Source organism: Sellimonas intestinalis (genome assembly GCF_001280875.1).
Classification (GTDB): domain Bacteria; phylum Bacillota; class Clostridia; order Lachnospirales; family Lachnospiraceae; genus Sellimonas; species Sellimonas intestinalis.
On record NZ_LGAJ01000005.1, the window covers coordinates 30,255 to 49,035 of the forward strand.

The window sequence follows — 18,781 nt, forward strand, 5'->3', positions numbered from 1 at the left end:
CTTCCTCCCTATTTAAACTCAACAATAGTGACGCCTGCATCGCCTTCGCCGAAAGCGCCAAGACGATAGGATTTGACATGTTTTTGCCTCTTTAAATACTGGTGAACAGCGTTTCTAAGCGCTCCGGTTCCTTTCCCGTGTACGACACGAACAGGGCTGAGATGTGCAAGGTAAGCGTCGTCCAGATATTTGTCCAGAAGCGCCACGGCCTCGTCCGAGGTTCTTCCGATAAGATTGATTTCCGGGCTTACAGTCAACGATTTTCCCATCTTCATCTTACCAGAAGAGGTGCGCCTGGTCTGCTTTGAAGTATAGGAAGCCGTTTCCTCGATGATATCCAGGTCCGTGATCGGGACTTTGGAGCGTAGAATTCCCATCTGTACCTCTACGTTCCCCCTGGAATCCGGCAGCGTGTGGACCGTTCCCGTAAGATTCATACTCAGCACCCGGACAGAAGTCCCAAGCTTAAAGTCGGACGGCTTGTAGGCTTTCTTCGGCTGTGCCTTTTCCAGTGTGACCTTGGAAGAGGTCTTCGCCATTCTCTGCCGGAGCTTTTCCCGCTCCTTTTCCATTTCAGAGGCAGAAATATTTTCTTTCCCGAATTTGCGGAAATTCCGCATAGTCTCATCCGCATAATCTTTGGCGCTTTGCAGGATCCGCTCTGCCTTTTCGTTGGCATCCCGAATGATCCGTTCCTTTTGGGCGTCGAGTTTTTCCTGCTTTTCCTTTGTGCGGCGTCGCAGCGTTTCCAGTTCTTCTTTGTAGGCCCGGATTTCTGCCTGCTCCCGCTCAATGGTACGTCGGCTGTGTTCCAGATCACTTAACAACTCTTCAAAGGATTCTTCCTGGTCGCTTAAGTGTGTCTTTGCCTCCTCGATGATTTCATCCGAAAGTCCCAGCTTTTTGGAGATGGCGAAGGCATTACTCTTTCCGGGAATACCGATCAGAAGGTGGTATGTCGGACGGAGCGTCTCCACGTCGAACTCACAGCTTGCGTTCTCCACGCCTTCGGTGGTTAGAGCGAAGACTTTCAGCTCACTGTAGTGAGTGGTCGCCATTGTACGGATTCCCCGCCGGTGGAGGCTCGTAAGAATGGCAATGGCAAGAGCCGCCCCCTCAGTCGGGTCGGTTCCGGCGCCAAGCTCGTCAAATAGGACGAGAGAATGTTCATCAACCTGTTTCAGGAAAGATACAATATTTGTCATATGGGAAGAGAAAGTACTCAGACTCTGCTCTATACTCTGCTCATCCCCGATATCCGCATATACTTCGGTAAAGACTGCAAGTTCGGAACGGTCCAGCGCAGGAATGTGAAGACCTGCCTGCCCCATGAGAGTAAACAGTCCGGTTGTTTTTAAGGAAACCGTCTTTCCTCCTGTATTCGGCCCGGTCACAATCAGAAGATCATAGTCGTCTCCCAGACAGATTGTGGTAGGAACAACCTTTGTCCGGTCTAAAAGAGGGTGACGGCCTTCCCGGATATAAATCCGTCCCTCCTGATTCAGCACCGGGCGTGAGGCATTCTGGTCTACTGCAAGAGAGCCTCTTGCGAAAATGAAATCCAGTGTGGTCAGTACTTCGTAGTCTACCCGCAGTTCCTCACAGTGCTCGGCTGCCATGGAGCTTAAAGTGGAAAGAATTACCTGGATCTCCTCTTGTTCTTTGGCGTGCAGCTCCATGAGATCATTATTCAACTTCACAACGGTCATTGGCTCAATGAATAAGGTGGAGCCGGTAGAGGACTGGTCGTGTATCATCCCCTTGACCTGACTACGGTACTCTGCCTTGACCGGGAGACAATAACGGTCTCCCCGCATCGTCACAATAGCGTCCTGAAGATAATTCCTCATGGAGCCATTGACCATGCTGTTTAAGGCAGAGTGAATCTTCCCGTCAAAGGATTGAATACTCCGGCGGATCTTCTGAAGATTGGCGCTTGCGTCGTCCGCAATTACATCCTCTTCCAGGATACAGCGACGGATCTCGGAAGCCACACGGGTTACAGGCTCAAGACGTTGAAAATAAAAATCCAGACAGTCAGGAAACTCATCGACTGTCTCATGGCGACCGTAGGATTTGATCTGTCCTGCACAGTCCAGAAGGCGTCCAATGGAAAGAAGCTCACCTGATCCAAGGGAGGCTCCCAGCTCCAGCCGCTTTAAGGATGCCTCTACAGGGACGCATCCTCCAAAAGACGGTCTGCCTTTTTTAATGATCCGGGTAAAGGCTGCCGCGGTCTCCTCCTGCATTTGCTCGATGGCAGACAGTTCTGTCTGTGGCAGGAGCGACCGGCAAAGCTGCTTTCCGCTCTCAGAAGAAGCATGATCCGCAAGGAGCGAGATAATTTTATTATATTCTAATTTGCGTAATGTCTTACTATTCATGAAAATCCCCTGTCTTTACATACTTTGTCAAATACCATTTTAACCTATTTGCCATCTAAAATAAAGGAGAAAAAAAGGTTAAATGTTGAACATTGGGAAGTGTTACGGTATACTATAAAAAGGGATGTTAAAGGAGAACAACAATGTCTGCCCAATTTCAAGATGATGATGAGAAAAAGGAAGAGAAAGAATCCTATTCCTTTTTGAAAGAGACGATCAAGAAGCCCCCGATAGATAAGCGGGTGGCAACAATAAAGATTCTTAAGGTCGCGGGCCTGGGACTGATTTTCGGACTGATGGCGTGTGTTAGTTTTTTTGCGGTCAAACCATGGGCGAGTGAGCATATCGGCAATACAAAGACCAATGTCACGATTCCAAAGGATGAACAGACTGAAAGGGAAGACGAAAGCCAGGAGAAAGAAGAGCAGACAGCGGCTCCGGTGCTGACGATCGAGAATTACGGGCAGATGATGGATGAGATGAATCAGATTGCAGCCACAGTGGAAAAGAGTATCGTGTCGATCGAGGGAAAGACGGAGGAGACTTTCGAGGATCTGTCCGGAGAGACACGACAGAGACGCTCTGGGGTTATCGTAGCTGATAATGGTGTGGAGCTTCTGATTCTGACAAACGACTGCATTTACCAGAAAGGGACTCCGGTCACGGCTATTTTCTACGATGGTAACGAGGTGACAGCCTCTTTAAAGCAGCAGGATCAACATCTTGGTATTGCAGTCTATGCGGTAGAGAAGTCCAGACTGCCCCAGAATACTTCTCTCCAGGCAAAGTCGGTCACACTTGGTAACTCTAATCTCATATCCACGGGAGATCCGGTGATTGCCATTGGCTCTCCTTTTGGGACGAAAGATGGAGTCGGTTTTGGCGTGATCAGCGGGACGAAAGAACAAAGGTATCTCTGCGACGGCCAGTATCAGATTTTGCAGACTGATATGGTCTGGACCAAAGGTGCAAGCGGTGTACTGGTAAGCTTGAGTGGTGAAGTTATCGGGCTGATTGATGCAGGTGATGAGAGCGGATACGGCGTAATGAGTGCTTTTGCGGTCTCTGAGCTGAAAGAAGAGATCGAGCTTCTTTCAAACGGAGTTTCTGCTGCTTATTTGGGTATCAACGGAACCGAAGTATCAGACGCTATCGCAGACAGCCAGGATATGCCGAAAGGTATATATGTAAGCTCCGTGATGCCGGATTCCCCGGCCATGCAGGCAGGTATCCAGAGCGGCGACATTCTGACCGAGATCGGTGATACAAAAATTTATACGCTCAAAGGACTCAAAGACGAACTTCTGGACTATCGGTCCGGGCGGCAGACCGTGATTCAGGGAAAACGCAGAGGCTCTGACGGTTATGTGGACGTCCACTTTGAGGTGACTTTGGGCAGTGCGGAATAAAGATTAGAAATGAGGAAAAAAATGAGATATATTCAGGAACTGCATGAAGGAGAAACCATTCGTGCAATTTACTTATGTAAATCAAAGAGAAGTGCGGAGACGAGAAACGGGAAACCGTATGATAACCTGATCTTGCAGGATAAGACAGGGACTTTGGACGGGAAGATCTGGGATCCGAATTCCAACGGGATCGCAGACTATGACGAGAAAGATTTTGTTGAGGTTGTGGGCGAAGTGACGACCTACAATAATAATCTACAGCTCAATATCAAGCAGCTCAGAAAAGCCCACGAGGACGAATATATTCTGGCTGACTACATGCCGACGAGCGACCGGGACGTGGAGGAAATGTATAAAGACCTGCTCAACTTTGTGGATATGATCCGCAATCCATACCTTAAACAGTCGGTAGAGTATTACTTTGTGAAGGATGAGGAATTTATCCGGAAATTTAAAAACCACTCCGCGGCCAAGAGCGTTCACCACGGCTTCTGCGGCGGGCTGTTGGAGCACACGGTCAGTATTTTGAATCTTTGCCGTTACTATGCGGCGGCGTATGACTTTCTGAGTGCGGATTTGCTTTATGCGGCGGCACTTTACCATGATATCGGAAAGACAAAGGAGCTATCCGCATTTCCGGAGAATGACTATACAGACGATGGACAGCTTCTGGGACATATCGTTATCGGAGTAGAGATGCTCGATGAGGCAATTCGTGCGATTCCTGGTTTTCCTCCAAAGCTTGCAAGCGAGCTGAAGCACTGTATTTTGTCACACCATGGCGAGCTGGAGTATGGCTCCCCGAAGAAGCCGGCCCTTGCGGAGGCAATGGCGCTGAATCTGGCGGATATGACGGACGCCAGGATGCAGACGATGAAAGAGATCCTGAAAGACAAACATACGACGGAATGGCTCGGATACAATCGATTGTTTGAGTCTAATCTAAGAAAATCGAGCTTGTCGTAGAGAACAGAAAGAGCAGATATGGAAAGCATTTTAGATATTATTTCGGAGAAGAAAGCGTCCCTTCCCAGAAAGCAGTGAATGGTGGCGGAGTATATGGAGAAAAATCCCCAGGTCATGTCCTACATTACGCTGCGGGAACTCAGCAGTAGTCAGGAGGTGACGGAGATCACGGTGCTCAAGACGTGCCAGTCCCTCGGATTTGACGGCTTCAATGAACTGAAATATGAGTTCCGGAAGAATTCAATCGCAAAGCGGAAGACAGATGTACTGGATGAGAAAAATTTTTACACTGAGAGTATTCCGGAGTATGAGTCGGAGGACGAGCGGAAGTTCCTGAAAGAAGTGGGCGAGAGTGAGGTGCAGATGACGGCACAGTTCTGGGAGGAAGTCAATCTCACCGATATTTTCCGGGCTGCGGGGATGCTGCTTAGCAAGAAAAAGATCTATATTTGCGGCAGAGGTATCTCGTATCTTCTGGCACAGTGTATGGTCGCCTATCTGTATGGATGTGACTGCTATGCCAGCGTAGTCAATACCGAGCTGAATGAAGAGGTATACGGCGTACTCTCTGAGCTGAACGAAGATGCGGTCATGGTAGCCGTTTCTTTTCCGGACTATTATTTTATGACATTGAAACTTGCAGAGTACGCAAAGAATAATCACACGATGATTCTGGCCATCACTGATGACCCGAAAGCAGAAGTGGCGGAACTGGCAGACCTCACACTGGCGGCACCGTCCATGACACGGGCATTTCTGAACACCTTGTCCACGCCGATGTTTCTTGTCAATCTGCTGGTGTCAGCCGTCAAGATTCGTAAAAAGGACAAAAAGAACCCACAAAAAGAGCGGAAGATCAATGATCTTCTGGAATCATAGAGAGCCAAAGAACAGGCAGGATTCTCTCCAAATGAGAGGATCCTGCTTTTTCTGTGAGACGAGAAAAATTAGATGGTTTGCACAAAACGTATCGAGAAAAACTGTAAATAATATAGTATTTGCAATCCGCCTTTGTTTATATATAGACAATATATAGTAAGTGCTATACTTATAAAAATATAAACAAGTAATCTTATTACAGGAGGAGGTACACATGAAAAAGAAATTGTTATCAGTCCTGATCGCAGGTGTTCTTGTGGGTTCCCTTGCGGCATGTGGAGGCGGAGACAAAAAAGTGCAAAAAGTGATGTCGAAGTAGACGGCAACCAGCTAGATGCGGATCAACATTATAACACGTATATGTCCGCGGATCCGACGACATTGGACAGTGTCAAAGGAAATGACACATACGGCTGGAGTGTCCTTTTGAACATTATGGAGCCGCTGACAAGAATGGACGAACAGGACGGGGAGACCGTGAGAGTCCCGGCAGGTGCAAAAAGCTGGGAGTCCAACGACGACGGCACTGTTTGGACCTTTACCTTAAACGACAACAAATGGTCAGACGGAGAGCCGGTGACAGCCGAGGATTATGTATACGGTATCAAGCGGACTTTGGATCCGGAATCCGGCTCTTTGAACTCGTATCTGATTACCTGTATTAAAAACGGAAAGGCTGTCAACAACGGGGAAATGTCTGTGGACGAGCTTGGCGTCAAGGCAGTGGATGACAAGACACTGAAGATCACACTGGAACAGCCAACGCCTTATTTCCTTTCTCTAACGGACACAAGAGCGATGCTCCCGGAAAGACAGGATATCGTGGAGAAGTACGGGGATACTTACGGGGCAGAGGCTGGCAACATCGTGTGCAACGGACCGTTTAAGATGGATACCTGGACACACAACTCCGAGATTACGATCAGCAAAAATGACAACTACTGGGATGCAGATTCCGTACATCTGGATAAGGTGACATGGAAGATCATCCAGGAAGAGACGACCGTTTACAATTCCTTTGACAGTGGATCTCTTGACACCTGTTCTTCCGGTACACCGGAATGGATCGACCGCTTCTCAAAAAAAGACGGAGTGAAAAGTCTGGAATATGAAAACACTACGCTGAGATGCCACTTCTTCAACACAAAGGATGAATTGTTCCAAAACGAAAATATCCGTAAGGCATTTACCTATGCGATGGACAGAGAGGATATCAACAGCACCATTTATTTTGACACGCATAAGCCATCCTACAGCTGGGTAATGGGTCCGGTGAGTACAGGGGAAAACGGCTCCTACAGAGAACAGGTCGGCGAGACCCCGCTGAAAGATATCATGGCAAATCAGGATCCAAAAGAACTGCTCTTAAAAGGAATGGAAGAGCTGGGGCTTGGAGATGATCCGTCCCAGATTACCGTGACCTTAAGCGTAGGAGGAACGACACAGTGGCTTAGAACTTATGGCGAGTATTTCCAGCAAAAATATGAAGACGTGCTTGGCGTGAAGATTGAGCTGGAGCAGAATGAATGGGGAACGTTCCAGTCCAAGATCAACTCCGGTGACTACCAGATGGGTTACATGTCCTGGACAATCGACTACAACGATCCGATTTCCATGCTGGAAATTATGAAATCTGATGCCGGATCCATCCCGACTTTCTGGGTAAATGAAGAGTATGACAAACTCATTACCCAGGCTTCCAAAGAGATGGATGAAGCGAAACGGACCGAGCTTTACAAACAGGCGGAGCAGATTCTTCTCGAAGAATGTCCGGTCTGCCCGGTGACAAACGAAGTGTACCATGGATTTGTTTATTCTTACGTGAAGAACATTTCGACAAGCCCGTTCAACACGATGGGCATGAAGAAAGTCTACACAAGCGGAAGATAGCAGACCGAAAGCCAGCCGCCGCCACGTATGAACTGGCGGCGGCTCTTTCTCTATCATTAGGAGGCATGACATGAAGAAATACATAGCAAAACGAGTTATTTATATGTTGATTACCATGCTGATTATTACAGCGGCAACCTTTTTCCTGATGCACAGTATCCCGGGAGATCCTTTGTCCTACATGGCAAGAAACCTTCCGGAGCAGACGAGGGAAAATTATTATGCGACCTATGGGCTTGATAAGCCGGTCTATGAGCAGTTCGCAATTTTTATGAAAAATCTTGTGACAGAAGGAAGTTTTGGAGAATCGCTTCGGTATCCTGGGCGTTCCATCACCGATACGATCCTGCAAAATTCTCAGGTGTCTGTCGTACCAGGCGGGCTTGCCCTGGTGTTTGGCCTGATCATCGGTGTGATCCTTGGAATTATCGCAGCCTTAAAGAAGAATAAATGGCCGGATTACATCGTGATGTTTATTGCCATCGTGGGAATTACCGTTCCGGTGTTTATTCTCGCTTCCTTATTCCAGTATGTCTTTGCGGTGAAACTTCAGGTACTGCCGACCCAGGGATGGGGGCAGCCATCCAACATCATTATGCCTGCGGTGGTTATGAGTTTCGGCACCATTGCCACCTACGCCCGGTATGTAAAATCCAACATGCTGGACGTCATGGGACAGGACTACATTCTGACTGCCGAGGCAAAAGGGGTGAGCAGATTCAATGTCATCCGTAAGCACGTACTCAGAAATGCATTTTTACCGTGTATCACACTTCTGGGCGGACAGATCTCCGGCATTTTTACCGGGTCTTTCGTAGTGGAGAAGATCTTTGGTATTCCAGGACTTGGATTTTACTACATCAGTTCCATCAACGACCGTGATTATACGATGATTATCGGTACGACGATCTTTGCGGCGGGATTGTTCATTCTGGCGCAGCTTATCATCGACATCGCATACAGTCTTCTTGATCCGAGAATCCGTGTACAGTAGGAGGTAGGTTATGACAGCAGAAAGCAAAAGAAACGAAGCAATGATACCGGACATACCGGACGAGAAATTCCGCGTCATCGGGATTGACGAGAATGCAGGGGAGACCCTTGCCAGGAAGCGAATCGGCTACTGGCAGGATGCGTGGCGCAGATTCAAGGAAAATAAGATCGCCCTGGTGGCAGCGATCATTCTGATTGTGCTCATCTTTTTTATTCTCTTCGGACCGGCAATCAGCGGCTATGAATTTGAAGAAATTGACTCCAATGCCATCAACCAGGGACCAAGCGCAGCGCACTGGTTTGGAACAGACAATCTGGGATGAGATCTATTTGCCCGTGTATGGCAGGCAGGAAGAGTCTCTCTCATCATCGGATTGGTGGGCGCCTTTGTGGCAAGTATCGTGGGCTCCATCTACGGTGGGATTGCAGCGTACTTTGGCGGCGTGGTGGACGACGTGATGATGCGGATCGTGGAGATCCTTTTAAGTGTTCCGTATCTGTTGATCGTCATTTTGATCTCTGTCGTCACCGACAGCAAGAGCCTTGGCACCATGCTGGTGGCACTGACGCTGACCGGTTGGTGCGGGATCGCAAGGATTGTCCGGGGACAGATGTTACAGCTTAAATCTCAGGAATTTGTCTTGGCAGCCAACGCCCTTGGGGTGTCGCCGATGAAGACGATTCTGAAACATATGATTCCGAACACGATGAGCCTGATTATCGTTGCCATCACCTTTGATATCCCGGGATACATTTTCTCGGAGGCGTTCTTAAGCTATGTGGGACTTGGCATCCAGGCTCCGCAGACAAGCTGGGGAGCGCTTTCCACGGCGGCACAGCAGAACTTTATGTTTTATCCGTACCAGCTTTTGTTTCCGGCAATTATGATTGCGCTGACGATGCTGTCCTTTACCCTATTGGGGGACGGGCTTCGTGACGCGCTGGATCCGAAGCAGAGAAAATAATAGGGGGGAACGAAGATGGAAAACAAAGAGAATATCCTGGAGGTGGAAAACCTTCAAGTATCATTTCATACTTATGCAGGGGAAGTCAAAGCAGTCCGCGGCGTCAGCTTTTCATTGAGCCGCGGCGAGACTCTGGCGTTCGTAGGAGAGTCCGGATGCGGGAAATCGGTCACAGCCAAATCGATTATGCGGCTGTTAAAGCCGCCGGTAGCAGAGATTAAGCCGGAATCCAAAATCATCTGTGACGAAAAAGACGTCATGAAGATGAGCGGAAAAGAGATCTACGCACTCCGTGGGGACGAGATCAGTATGATCTTTCAGGATCCGATGACCTCCTTAAACCCGACGATGAAAGTCGGAAAACAGATCATGGAAAGCCTGATGCTGCACCGTAATATGAAGAAAGCCGAGGCACGGAAAGAGGCGATTCGTATGCTTAAAATGGTCAACATTCCAAGCGCAGAAAAACGGGTGGACAATTATCCACATGAAATGTCCGGTGGGATGCGCCAGAGAGTTATGATCGCTATGGCGCTTGCCTGCAACCCGAAGATTCTCATTGCCGATGAGCCGACCACGGCGCTGGACGTGACGATCCAGGCACAGATCCTGGAGCGGGGGACCGCAAAAGAGATTTTCTACGAGAGCAAACATCCGTATACATGGGCGCTGTTAAGCTCTGTGCCGAAAAAGGGAGATGCGTCCAAAGAAGAGTTGTACGCTCTGAAAGGAACGCCGCCGGATCTGATTCTTCCACTAAATGAGTGCCCGTTTGCATCCAGGTGTGAATACTGCATGGAAATCTGTAAGGAGCAGAATCCGATGGAGACCAGTTTAAGCGATACCCATAAAGTATCCTGCTGGTTGATGTATCCAAAGGCGCCGAAAGTGAAGTCCTTTTACGACAGGGAGGAAAGATAATGGGAGAAAAGATGGAAACGAAGAAAGTGGAATATATTTTGGAGGCAATCGATCTGTGCAAATACTTCAAGGCAGGAAGAAAGCAATATGTCAAAGCGGTCGATCACGTCAATATTCGCATGAGACATGGGGAAACACTGGGGCTGGTTGGTGAGTCCGGCTGTGGGAAGACAACCACCGGGCAGACAACCACCGGGCAGACAATGATCCGGTTGTATGAGCCTACCTCGGGGAAGATTCTTTTTGAGGGGCAGGATATTTCCAGGCTGAGAGGAAAAGAACTACTTCATTTTAAAAAGAATGTCCAAATCATATTCCAGGACCCTTACGCATCCCTGGATCCGCGAATGACGATCGGGGAGATTATCTCTGAGGGGATGGATGTTCACATGAAGCTCTCCGACAGAGAAAAGGAGTCCCGTGTCAATGAGCTTCTTCTGAAAGTCGGATTGAACACCGAGTATGCCAACCGGTTTGCCCATGAGCTTTCCGGGAGACAAAGACAGAGAATCGGGATCGCCAGAGCCCTGGCAGTGGAGCCCAAATTTATTGTCTGCGATGAGCCGATCTCGGCACTGGACGTATCCATCCAGGCGCAGGTGGTGAATCTTTTGATGAGGCTGCAAAAGGAAATGGGACTGACGTATTTGTTTATTTCTCACGATCTGTCCATGATCCAGCATATCTCGGACCGGGTGGGCGTCATGTACCTGGGATCCATCGTGGAGCTAGCACCGAAGCAGCCGATCTATTCCGTGCCGAAACATCCGTACACACAGGCACTGATCTCTGCCATTCCGGTGGCAGACCCGGAAGCGGACACAGAGACAGGACGGATCAAGCTGGAGGGGGAGGTACCAAGCCCGCTGAATCCACCAGGCGGATGTAAATTTCGGACCAGGTGCCGGTATGCGACAGAACGGTGCGCCAACGAAAGCCCCCAGTTAAGAGAAGTAGAACCGGATCACTTTGTGGCGTGCCACCTCTACGACAATTAAGGAGAAAAGACAGACAATGATATCGAATGAGCTGGCGGAAAAGATCCTGGACTATGCGATGACGCGTGGAGGAGATTACGCCGAAATCTTTGAAGAGGAAAGGGAGTACACAAAAATTGGCATAGCAGGAAAGGAGACGCCCACCATCCTGGCAGGGCAGGAAGCAGGTCTGGGAGTACGAATCCTAAAAGGAACGAAAAGCTGCTATCTGACCTTTTCTCATCCGGAGGAGGGCGTGCTTTTTCGGAAGATGAAAGGGGCGCTCTCAGACTGGAACGATCGGGCACATATAAGAACATTCAGCGGTAAAGATAGCTTCCCCAAAAGGCAGCAGGTGTTTCGGACGAATGTCAGCCGGAGGACTTCCCACCAGGAGACTGTCGGGATCTTACGGGGAATCGTTCACGCCGGGGAAGAGGAGGCCTCTTGTATCGTGCGGATGCAGACATCCTGTATCCAGGACCGATAGCAGGTCTGTATCAGAAATACAGAAGAATGCAATGTTCTGGATGAGCGGTGTAACACAAGACTCTTTGTCCAGGCGTTTGCTAAGGATAGCTGTGAGGCGGTACAGAGTTATACAGGACCTGGCATTTTGGGCGGGATGGAACTTTTTGACTCTATGGATGCCAAGGAGACGGCAAGAAACACGGCAGAATCAGCAGCCACCTTGCTCCATGCAAGACCTTGTCCGACAGGGCGGATGCCGGTGATTGTCGCAAATGGGTTTGGTGGGCTGCTCTTTCACGAGGCGTGCGGTCATTCATTGGAAGCGACCAATATGGCAGATGGCGGATCCGAGTTTTCCGGCAGGATCGGGGAGCAGATTGCCTCCCCCAAAGTCACGCTGGTGGACGATGGAAGGAGGCCGGGAGCGTGGGGATCTCTTCATATCGATGACGAGGGTATTCCGACAAGGCGCAACGTGCTGATAGAGAATGGGATCTTAAAAGGATGTCTCGTGGATCGGCTGGATGGCAGAAGATTGGGGATGCCACCGACCGGATCCGCCAGGAGAGAAACGTACCGTTTTGCTCCGGCGGCAAGAATGACGAATACCTTTTTGATGCCGGGAGAGGATGATCCTAAGGAGATGATCCGCTCTGTGATGTTTGGATTGTATGTGAAAAATATTCATGCCGGGTCTGTAAATCCGGTTACCGGAGAATTCAATTTTCACACCAACGAAACATTTCTGATTGAAAACGGGCGGATTGTATGTCCGGTACATGACGCCACTCTGATTGGAACCGGGAGAGAAATCTTAAACCAGGTAGAGATGGTCGGAACAGATGCTGCCATGGGGCAGGGGTTTTGCTATGCCGGAAGCGGCGCCATCTATATCGGGGCAGGTCAGCCGACAGTCAAGATCGGAAAGATGACGGTGGGAGGAGATCAGGTATGACAAAAATAGAAGAAACAGAGAATGTATTTTTCGCTCTTGGAACAGCATTAAAAGCGGAGGGCTTTAAAGCCATTCGCTTTTACCGGATTCGGACAAGGAGGCAGCTCTTTTCAGTCGTTGGCAGAGAAGACCTGCGGCGGGAAGAGGCAGATGATACCATGTACAGTATCGAAGCTGTATACGAAGGAAATCGATGCCGGATCTATACGAATCACCTGGAAGAGACCGAAAATGTCATTTGGATGCTGCAAAAGACCGCCAAAGTGTATGGGGAGGCATCAGGCAGGGCGGTTTGCTACATCTCGCGGGAGTGGGAGCAGAAGACGTTTTGTTGGGATGAACCCCATATGATCACAGAAACATTGAGACAAGTGCGGAAGATGGCGGAAGAATCCCGGATGATAACGCATGTGTCCCGCTGTACCTACGAACAGGTTTGCCGGGATATCCAGATGGTGGACGAAGAGATGCATATGATCTGTGACCGGGACGGCTATCATTGCTTTACATTCGGAGTAGTCGCTGAAGCAAATGGTTCAAGGGCAAGTACCACAGATTGTATTTACGGAAGTCATCTGTCCGGGATGGATGTCACATCCTGTGTCCGGCGTGTCATCCGGGAGGCGAAAGCCTCTGTCGGTGGCGGGAAACTACCGTCCGGCAGGTATCCGCTCATCCTTGGCGGCAAGGTTGCAGCAGAATTGCTGGATGCTTACCTGGGCGCATTTTTTGCAGGAAATCTTCAGAAAGACGAAAGCCCGCTTTGCGGAAAGGAGAACATGCAGATTGCCGCACCGGGGCTTTGGCTGCGGGAAGTGCCAGGATGGAGCAGGGGGAAGAGTCTGCGGACAGTGGATGATGAGGGCAACGCTGTCACAGAAAAAGATTTGATCCGGGACGGCGTGTTTTGTCAGCCTTTGTATAATGAAGAAACAGCGAAAAAGGCGGGGGTGGAAAGTACAGGGAATGGCTTTCACCCTGGGATCCGGGAGGATGTGCAAACCGGGGTCACAACACTGGTACTCGGCATGGAAGAGAAAAATATCACGACACGAAATTGCTTGGAAGAAGCGATGGGAGAGGGACTTCTCATCACCCACGTGGATGGTGTCTTTGCGGGAACTGACGCAAGGACAGGTAAATTTTCCCTCATTGCGGGCAGACGACGTATCCGGGCTGGGAAAGAGGCAGAGCCATTTAGGGAAGTGACGATTTCCGGCGACTTTTTTGAAGTACTCCGCCAGGTGCGGCAGGTCGGTGATGAGGTCTTTGTGACAGGAGCGGCAGCGGCAAGCGTACTGGTTCCAGATCTTATGACAGGAGAGCTGACCGTATCGGGAACATAAAGAAAATAGAGGAGGAAACAGGACATGGAACAGTATATAGAACCATATTTATCATGGATATTAGAAAAATTGCAGGAGCTGACTGCCATCGACAGCCCATCAGGATATACCACCGGGTGAGTGCATATCTGATGGAAGAATACTGGAAGATGGGGTATGAACCTGTATCCACGCAGAAAGGCGGAGTACTTGTAACACTTGGCGGCGGAAAAGCCAAAGAGGTGCAGGATCAAAGTGAACCGTCCAGACAGGAGGGCGCTATTCTGACGGCTGCCCATGTGGATACCCTGGGAGCCGTCGTTGCGGAAGTCAAAGTCAATGGAAGACTTCGCCTTTCACCGATCGGCGCCGTGAGCGCACACATTTTGGAGACGGAAAACTGTCGGGTTTGCACAAGATTCGGGGAAGTCTACGAGGGCACATGTCAGCTCGTCAATGCGTCTTATCATGTGAACGGAGAATTCAACCAGATTGTCCGCAACTATCAGAATATCGAGATTGTGCTGGATGAGGATGTGGCTTCGGCAGAAGATGTGAAAAAGCTTGGGATCGATAATGGAGATTACGTCTGCTTTGATCCGGTTACGAAGATTACAAAGAGCGGATACATCAAAAGCAGATTTTTGGATGACAAACTGAGCGCTGCCATTTTGATGGGGTATGCCAAGTATCTCAAAGAGACTGGGAAGACTCCAAAGCGTAAGGTATATCAGTATTTTACCGTATTTGAAGAAATCGGGCACGGGGCAAGCGCCTCAGTCCAGGCAGATGTTACGGATGTGCTTTCCGTGGATATGGGATGTGTAGGAGAGGGGCTTTCCTGCACTGAAAAGGAAGTCTCCATCTGTACGAAAGACAGCGGTGGACCGTATCACTATGGGCTTACGACAGAGCTTGTCAAGGCGGCAAGAGAAGCCGGGGTTTCCTACGCACTGGATGTGTATCCGTTCTATACATCCGACGTGGAGGCAACTTTAAAAAGCGGATACGATGTACGGCACGCACTCATCGGACCTGGTGTCTATGCCTCCCACGGATACGAAAGAAGTCACGTGGACGGTGTGAAAAATACGTTCCATCTGCTTTGTGCATATCTGGGAACAAAATAGAAAAGAGAAAAGAAGAGACAGAAGAATCAGGAAATGGCAGGATCCGGGGTAAGCCCCTGCGGTGCTGCTTTTTCTTGTACCAAAACGAAAAGTCGAGTATAATGGGCGGTAAGAGAAGCAATGAGGAAAGACCGGATTTGCAATATAAAAGGGGAAACATCGATGAAGAAAAATGATTTTATTACACTGGAAATAGAGGATATAGGAGTAGGCGGAGAAGGGATTGGAAAAGCTGAAGGCGTGACATTCTTTGTTAAAGACGCCATTGTCGGGGATGTGATTGAGGCGAGAATCACTAAATTAAAAAAGCACTATGGTTATGCCAGACTGATGAAGATTTTAAAGCCATCCGGTAAAAGAAAAGAAGCAAAATGTCCGGTGGCACGTCAGTGCGGCGGATGCCAGATTCAGGAGATGGATTATGGTGAGCAACTAAAATTTAAGGAACGAAAAGTACGAAACAACCTAGAGCGGATTGGAGGATTTGACCGGGCGTTTCTGGGTCGGGTGATGGAACCGATCTGTGGCATGGAAGAACCGTTCCGCTATCGGAATAAGGCACAATACCCCATCGGAACTGACCGGGAGGGCTACCCGGTGGCGGGATTTTATGCCGGACGAACCCACCAGATCATCCCGAATATGGTGTGCGCCCTGGGAAAAGAAATCAATACCCAAGTGCTGGAAGTAGTACTGGATTTTATGAGAGAATTTCAGATTCCTGCGTACAGTGAGGAAACCGGGAGAGGACTACTTCGCCACGTGCTCATTCGTACCGGTTTTCACACAGGGGAGATCATGGTCTGCTTCATCGTAAATGGTACCAGAATCCCTCATACGGATGAACTAACCGGGCGTCTTAGAAAACTTCCCGGCATGACAAGCATCACAATGAATATCAACTGTGATAATACGAACGTCATCATGGGAAAAGAAATCCGGCTGCTCTGGGGAAAAGAGTATATCACGGATTATATTGGAGAAATCAAATATCAGATTTCTCCGCTGTCTTTTTATCAGGTCAATCCGGTGCAGACGGAAGTGCTTTATGGTCTTGCATGCGAGTACGCAGGACTGACAGGAAACGAGACGGTATGGGATCTCTACTGCGGAATCGGTACCATTTCTTTGTTCCTTGCCGGAAAGGCAAAACAGGTCTACGGTGTGGAGATTATACCGCAGGCCATCGAGGACGCCCGGAAAAACGCTGACATCAACGGAATTGAAAATGCGGAGTTTTATGCAGGAAAAGCCGAGGAAGTCCTGCCAGATTATTACCGAAAGTATGAAACAGAACATCCGGAAGAACACGCACATGCGGATGTGATCGTGGTGGATCCGCCGAGGAAAGGGTGTGATCAGCGGCTGTTGGAGACGATGGTACGGATGGAAGCGAAACGGATCGTATATGTGAGTTGCGACTCCGCAACACTGGCAAGAGATCTGAAATATCTGTGCGGAAATGGATATGAGATGAAAAAAGTGAGGACAGTGGATATGTTTCCACATACGGTGCATGTGGAGACTGTCGCTCTGCTGACGAAAAAAGCTCAGTAAATCAAAGGGTTCTGCCGATTAAGGACAAAAATGGATGTGTGTTTCAGTTTCCGCAGAATGGCAATGCGGAAACTGATTTACCCAGGGGGATAGGCTGCTGAGTAGAGCGAAAATTATCTTTTGGCAAAAGTAAATTTTTTGGCGAAACGGGAAAAATGATAAAGACTGTATAGATTTGAATTATTGAATATAAAATGAGTGTTTGAGGGAAAGTCTAGCATTACATTTTTCTGACTGAAATCTTGCAATGATGTTTTTGGCTAAAGTTCCAAATAGTAAAGGGATGTTTGTACATAAAAATTGAAAAGCTAAATTGAAAATTGAATATACCAATTTTTTGATTGACAAACAGTTGGATTTGCGATATAATATTAACATCTATTAGTATGTTGTAATAAAAATGCGTGGAGGAATACCCGATGGCGGTAAGTTATAGAAAGCTTTGGAAGTTGCTTATTGACAAAGATATGAAGAAAAAAGATCTTAGATTGTCATCCAGAATTAGCACAAATGCATTGGCTAAGCTTGGGAAAAACGAGAGAGTGACAACGGATGTGATTGATAAAATTTGTTGCGCTTTGAATTGCGATGTCGGTGATATCATGGAAATAGTCGATGAGGAGCAAAACAATACCGTTCAAGGAGGGGCAGTCGATGAACATAGACCTTCTTAAAAATTATTTTTCTAAAGAAAACTGGGGGAAGCATGATCTGAGAGCGTTAAAAGGGGAACTTCTAAAATGTGCGCAGGAGAAACAGAAATGCTTCATGCCATTGGACAAAAATACTTATTCGGGTAATCCGATTCAGTTAATTGACTTTTTTTGCGGTGCTGGAGGGACTTCGCTTGGATTTGCATCAATAAATGAAATTATACCGGCGTTTAATTTTTTGGGTGGTTGTGATATCAATAAGGCTTCGGCAGAGAGTTATGCACATAATTATGGGACGCCTGTCATAAACCGTGACATTATTGAGCTTGCACAGAATGAGAAAATGCTTAAGGAGTTTCTCGACAACATTGGGTATGATAAAAGCAAACCGACCGTTCTGATTGGGTGTGCACCATGTCAAGGTTTTACATCACATAGAAAAAAGCATTGGAACGAAGAAGATGATATAAGGAATAATCTGGTTAATGTTTTTGCGGAAATCGTGAGTTATATTCAGCCTATTGCATTTATTATGGAAAATGTTCCTGAATTTTTATCAAACAGATACTGGAATTATTTTTCAGCAGCAAAGGAGCATTTTCTTCAAGACGGATACATTGTCAAGGAAAACATTTATAATGCAGCTTCATTTGGTGTCCCGCAGGAACGGTTTCGTTCAATTGTGATTGGTATGAAAAAGAATTTTTTGTTGCCTGAAGGATATCTTGAACCAAGTGATTATAGAACGGTACGGGAAGCAATTGGAGGATTAAATCCTGTACATGCAGGTGTGGCTGATCCGGGAGATCCCATGCACAAGAGTGCGGCGCATAAAAAGAGCACGATTGAAGTGCTTAAGCAAGTCCCGCATGATGGAGGAAATAGGCCGGCGGGTGTAGGTCCTGCTTGCCTTGACAGGACGAAAGGATTCTCAGATACCTATGGACGGCTGTACTGGGATCGTCCTTCAATTACGATAACTCATTACGCGCGTAATCCGGCGAGTGGAAGATATACTCATCCGGTGCAGGACAGAGGGCTTACAGCAAGAGAAGCTGCGTTGTTGCAGAGCTTTCCAATCGGATTTGAATTTATGGGAAAATCGGATGACATTTACCGACAAATAGGTGAAGCTGTTCCACCTCTCTTTGCAACGGGTATAGCATCGAATATTTTGATTGAGATGATGTCGTCGGAGCCGACAAGCAAGGAATTGGAAAACAGCCCTAAATCCATAGAGGAGCCCGTCAGCAGTTCTTATTCAAGCGTTATTGCCGGAATAAAAATCAAGCGAAAAGAGGAGTAG

General features: G+C 48.1%; 16 protein-coding genes and 1 pseudogene. 16 read left to right on the forward strand and 1 reads right to left on the reverse strand.

What is annotated here, in order from left to right; all coding sequences use genetic code 11:
* Nucleotides 1-8 precede the first annotated feature (8 nt).
* Entirely contained in the window at nucleotides 9-2,384 is a 2,376-nt protein-coding gene (locus AOA56_RS05975) for an endonuclease MutS2 (RefSeq protein WP_024731696.1), read from the reverse strand.
* Nucleotides 2,385-2,527: 143 nt separating this feature from the next.
* Here AOA56_RS05975 and AOA56_RS05980 point away from each other — a divergent pair, with 143 nt between their 5' ends.
* The 16 genes and pseudogenes from AOA56_RS05980 (at nucleotide 2,528) to AOA56_RS06045 (ending at nucleotide 18,781) form a co-directional block, all read left to right on the forward strand.
* Nucleotides 2,528-3,793 carry a S1C family serine protease gene (locus AOA56_RS05980; protein ID WP_024731697.1) on the forward strand — a complete coding sequence of 422 codons (1,266 nt, stop codon included), beginning with the start codon at nucleotides 2,528-2,530 and terminating at the stop codon, nucleotides 3,791-3,793.
* A gap of 21 nt (nucleotides 3,794-3,814) precedes the next feature.
* On the forward strand, nucleotides 3,815-4,759 hold the full coding sequence (locus tag AOA56_RS05985) for a 3'-5' exoribonuclease YhaM family protein (RefSeq protein ID WP_024731698.1): 945 nt from the start codon (nucleotides 3,815-3,817) through the stop codon (nucleotides 4,757-4,759).
* A 93-nt stretch (nucleotides 4,760-4,852) separates the two neighbouring features.
* Complete coding sequence (locus AOA56_RS05990; RefSeq protein ID WP_162224688.1) at nucleotides 4,853-5,638, forward strand: MurR/RpiR family transcriptional regulator; 786 nt, start codon at nucleotides 4,853-4,855, stop codon at nucleotides 5,636-5,638.
* A gap of 435 nt (nucleotides 5,639-6,073) precedes the next feature.
* A complete protein-coding gene (locus AOA56_RS05995; RefSeq protein WP_238117689.1) occupies nucleotides 6,074-7,528 on the forward strand; it encodes a peptide ABC transporter substrate-binding protein in 1,455 nt (484 codons plus the stop codon).
* A 70-nt stretch (nucleotides 7,529-7,598) separates the two neighbouring features.
* Complete coding sequence (locus AOA56_RS06000) at nucleotides 7,599-8,522, forward strand: ABC transporter permease (RefSeq protein ID WP_024731699.1); 924 nt, start codon at nucleotides 7,599-7,601, stop codon at nucleotides 8,520-8,522.
* A gap of 10 nt (nucleotides 8,523-8,532) precedes the next feature.
* Nucleotides 8,533-8,844: a hypothetical protein gene (locus AOA56_RS16620; RefSeq protein WP_330376421.1), complete on the forward strand. Its 312-nt coding sequence runs from the start codon at nucleotides 8,533-8,535 to the stop codon at nucleotides 8,842-8,844.
* A 66-nt stretch (nucleotides 8,845-8,910) separates the two neighbouring features.
* Nucleotides 8,911-9,486, forward strand: coding sequence for an ABC transporter permease (locus AOA56_RS16625; protein ID WP_330376422.1), 576 nt, complete (start codon nucleotides 8,911-8,913; stop codon nucleotides 9,484-9,486).
* Nucleotides 9,487-9,501: 15 nt separating this feature from the next.
* Complete coding sequence (locus tag AOA56_RS06010) at nucleotides 9,502-10,407, forward strand: ABC transporter ATP-binding protein (RefSeq protein WP_024731700.1); 906 nt, start codon at nucleotides 9,502-9,504, stop codon at nucleotides 10,405-10,407.
* Nucleotides 10,407-11,405, forward strand: coding sequence for an ABC transporter ATP-binding protein (locus AOA56_RS06015; RefSeq protein ID WP_082349881.1), 999 nt, complete (start codon nucleotides 10,407-10,409; stop codon nucleotides 11,403-11,405). The genes AOA56_RS06010 and AOA56_RS06015 overlap by 1 nt, the downstream gene beginning before the upstream one ends.
* A gap of 16 nt (nucleotides 11,406-11,421) precedes the next feature.
* Nucleotides 11,422-11,874: a PmbA/TldA family metallopeptidase gene (locus AOA56_RS16305; RefSeq protein ID WP_238117681.1), complete on the forward strand. Its 453-nt coding sequence runs from the start codon at nucleotides 11,422-11,424 to the stop codon at nucleotides 11,872-11,874.
* Nucleotides 11,875-12,009: 135 nt separating this feature from the next.
* Nucleotides 12,010-12,810, forward strand: coding sequence for a TldD/PmbA family protein (locus AOA56_RS16310; protein WP_238117688.1), 801 nt, complete (start codon nucleotides 12,010-12,012; stop codon nucleotides 12,808-12,810).
* On the forward strand, nucleotides 12,807-14,156 hold the full coding sequence (locus tag AOA56_RS06025; RefSeq protein WP_053769168.1) for a metallopeptidase TldD-related protein: 1,350 nt from the start codon (nucleotides 12,807-12,809) through the stop codon (nucleotides 14,154-14,156). Before AOA56_RS16310 ends, AOA56_RS06025 begins: the two co-directional genes overlap by 4 nt.
* Nucleotides 14,157-14,180: 24 nt before the next feature.
* Nucleotides 14,181-15,265 (forward strand): annotated as a pseudogene (locus AOA56_RS06030) (M42 family metallopeptidase).
* A 162-nt stretch (nucleotides 15,266-15,427) separates the two neighbouring features.
* Nucleotides 15,428-16,822, forward strand: coding sequence for a 23S rRNA (uracil(1939)-C(5))-methyltransferase RlmD (gene rlmD, locus AOA56_RS06035; protein WP_053769258.1), 1,395 nt, complete (start codon nucleotides 15,428-15,430; stop codon nucleotides 16,820-16,822).
* A 419-nt stretch (nucleotides 16,823-17,241) separates the two neighbouring features.
* Nucleotides 17,242-17,496 carry a helix-turn-helix domain-containing protein gene (locus tag AOA56_RS06040; RefSeq protein ID WP_024731706.1) on the forward strand — a complete coding sequence of 85 codons (255 nt, stop codon included), beginning with the start codon at nucleotides 17,242-17,244 and terminating at the stop codon, nucleotides 17,494-17,496.
* Nucleotides 17,477-18,781, forward strand: a complete 1,305-nt coding sequence (locus tag AOA56_RS06045; RefSeq protein ID WP_053769169.1) for a DNA cytosine methyltransferase — start codon at nucleotides 17,477-17,479, stop codon at nucleotides 18,779-18,781. The genes AOA56_RS06040 and AOA56_RS06045 overlap by 20 nt, the downstream gene beginning before the upstream one ends.

Excerpts from the sequence above, each read along its gene's own strand:
- AOA56_RS05975 (WP_024731696.1), bottom strand. The coding sequence starts at position 2,384 with ATGAATAGTAAGACATTACGCAAATTAGAATATAATAAAATTATCTCG.
- AOA56_RS05980 (WP_024731697.1), top strand. The coding sequence starts at position 2,528 with ATGTCTGCCCAATTTCAAGATGATGATGAGAAAAAGGAAGAGAAAGAA.
- AOA56_RS05985 (WP_024731698.1), top strand. The coding sequence starts at position 3,815 with ATGAGATATATTCAGGAACTGCATGAAGGAGAAACCATTCGTGCAATT.
- AOA56_RS05990 (WP_162224688.1), top strand. The coding sequence starts at position 4,853 with ATGGAGAAAAATCCCCAGGTCATGTCCTACATTACGCTGCGGGAACTC.
- AOA56_RS05995 (WP_238117689.1), top strand. The coding sequence starts at position 6,074 with ATGGAGCCGCTGACAAGAATGGACGAACAGGACGGGGAGACCGTGAGA.
- AOA56_RS06000 (WP_024731699.1), top strand. The coding sequence starts at position 7,599 with ATGAAGAAATACATAGCAAAACGAGTTATTTATATGTTGATTACCATG.
- AOA56_RS16620 (WP_330376421.1), top strand. The coding sequence starts at position 8,533 with ATGACAGCAGAAAGCAAAAGAAACGAAGCAATGATACCGGACATACCG.
- AOA56_RS06010 (WP_024731700.1), top strand. The coding sequence starts at position 9,502 with ATGGAAAACAAAGAGAATATCCTGGAGGTGGAAAACCTTCAAGTATCA.
- AOA56_RS06015 (WP_082349881.1), top strand. The coding sequence starts at position 10,407 with ATGGGAGAAAAGATGGAAACGAAGAAAGTGGAATATATTTTGGAGGCA.
- AOA56_RS16305 (WP_238117681.1), top strand. The coding sequence starts at position 11,422 with ATGATATCGAATGAGCTGGCGGAAAAGATCCTGGACTATGCGATGACG.
- AOA56_RS16310 (WP_238117688.1), top strand. The coding sequence starts at position 12,010 with ATGGAACTTTTTGACTCTATGGATGCCAAGGAGACGGCAAGAAACACG.
- AOA56_RS06025 (WP_053769168.1), top strand. The coding sequence starts at position 12,807 with ATGACAAAAATAGAAGAAACAGAGAATGTATTTTTCGCTCTTGGAACA.
- rlmD (WP_053769258.1), top strand. The coding sequence starts at position 15,428 with ATGAAGAAAAATGATTTTATTACACTGGAAATAGAGGATATAGGAGTA.
- AOA56_RS06040 (WP_024731706.1), top strand. The coding sequence starts at position 17,242 with ATGGCGGTAAGTTATAGAAAGCTTTGGAAGTTGCTTATTGACAAAGAT.
- AOA56_RS06045 (WP_053769169.1), top strand. The coding sequence starts at position 17,477 with ATGAACATAGACCTTCTTAAAAATTATTTTTCTAAAGAAAACTGGGGG.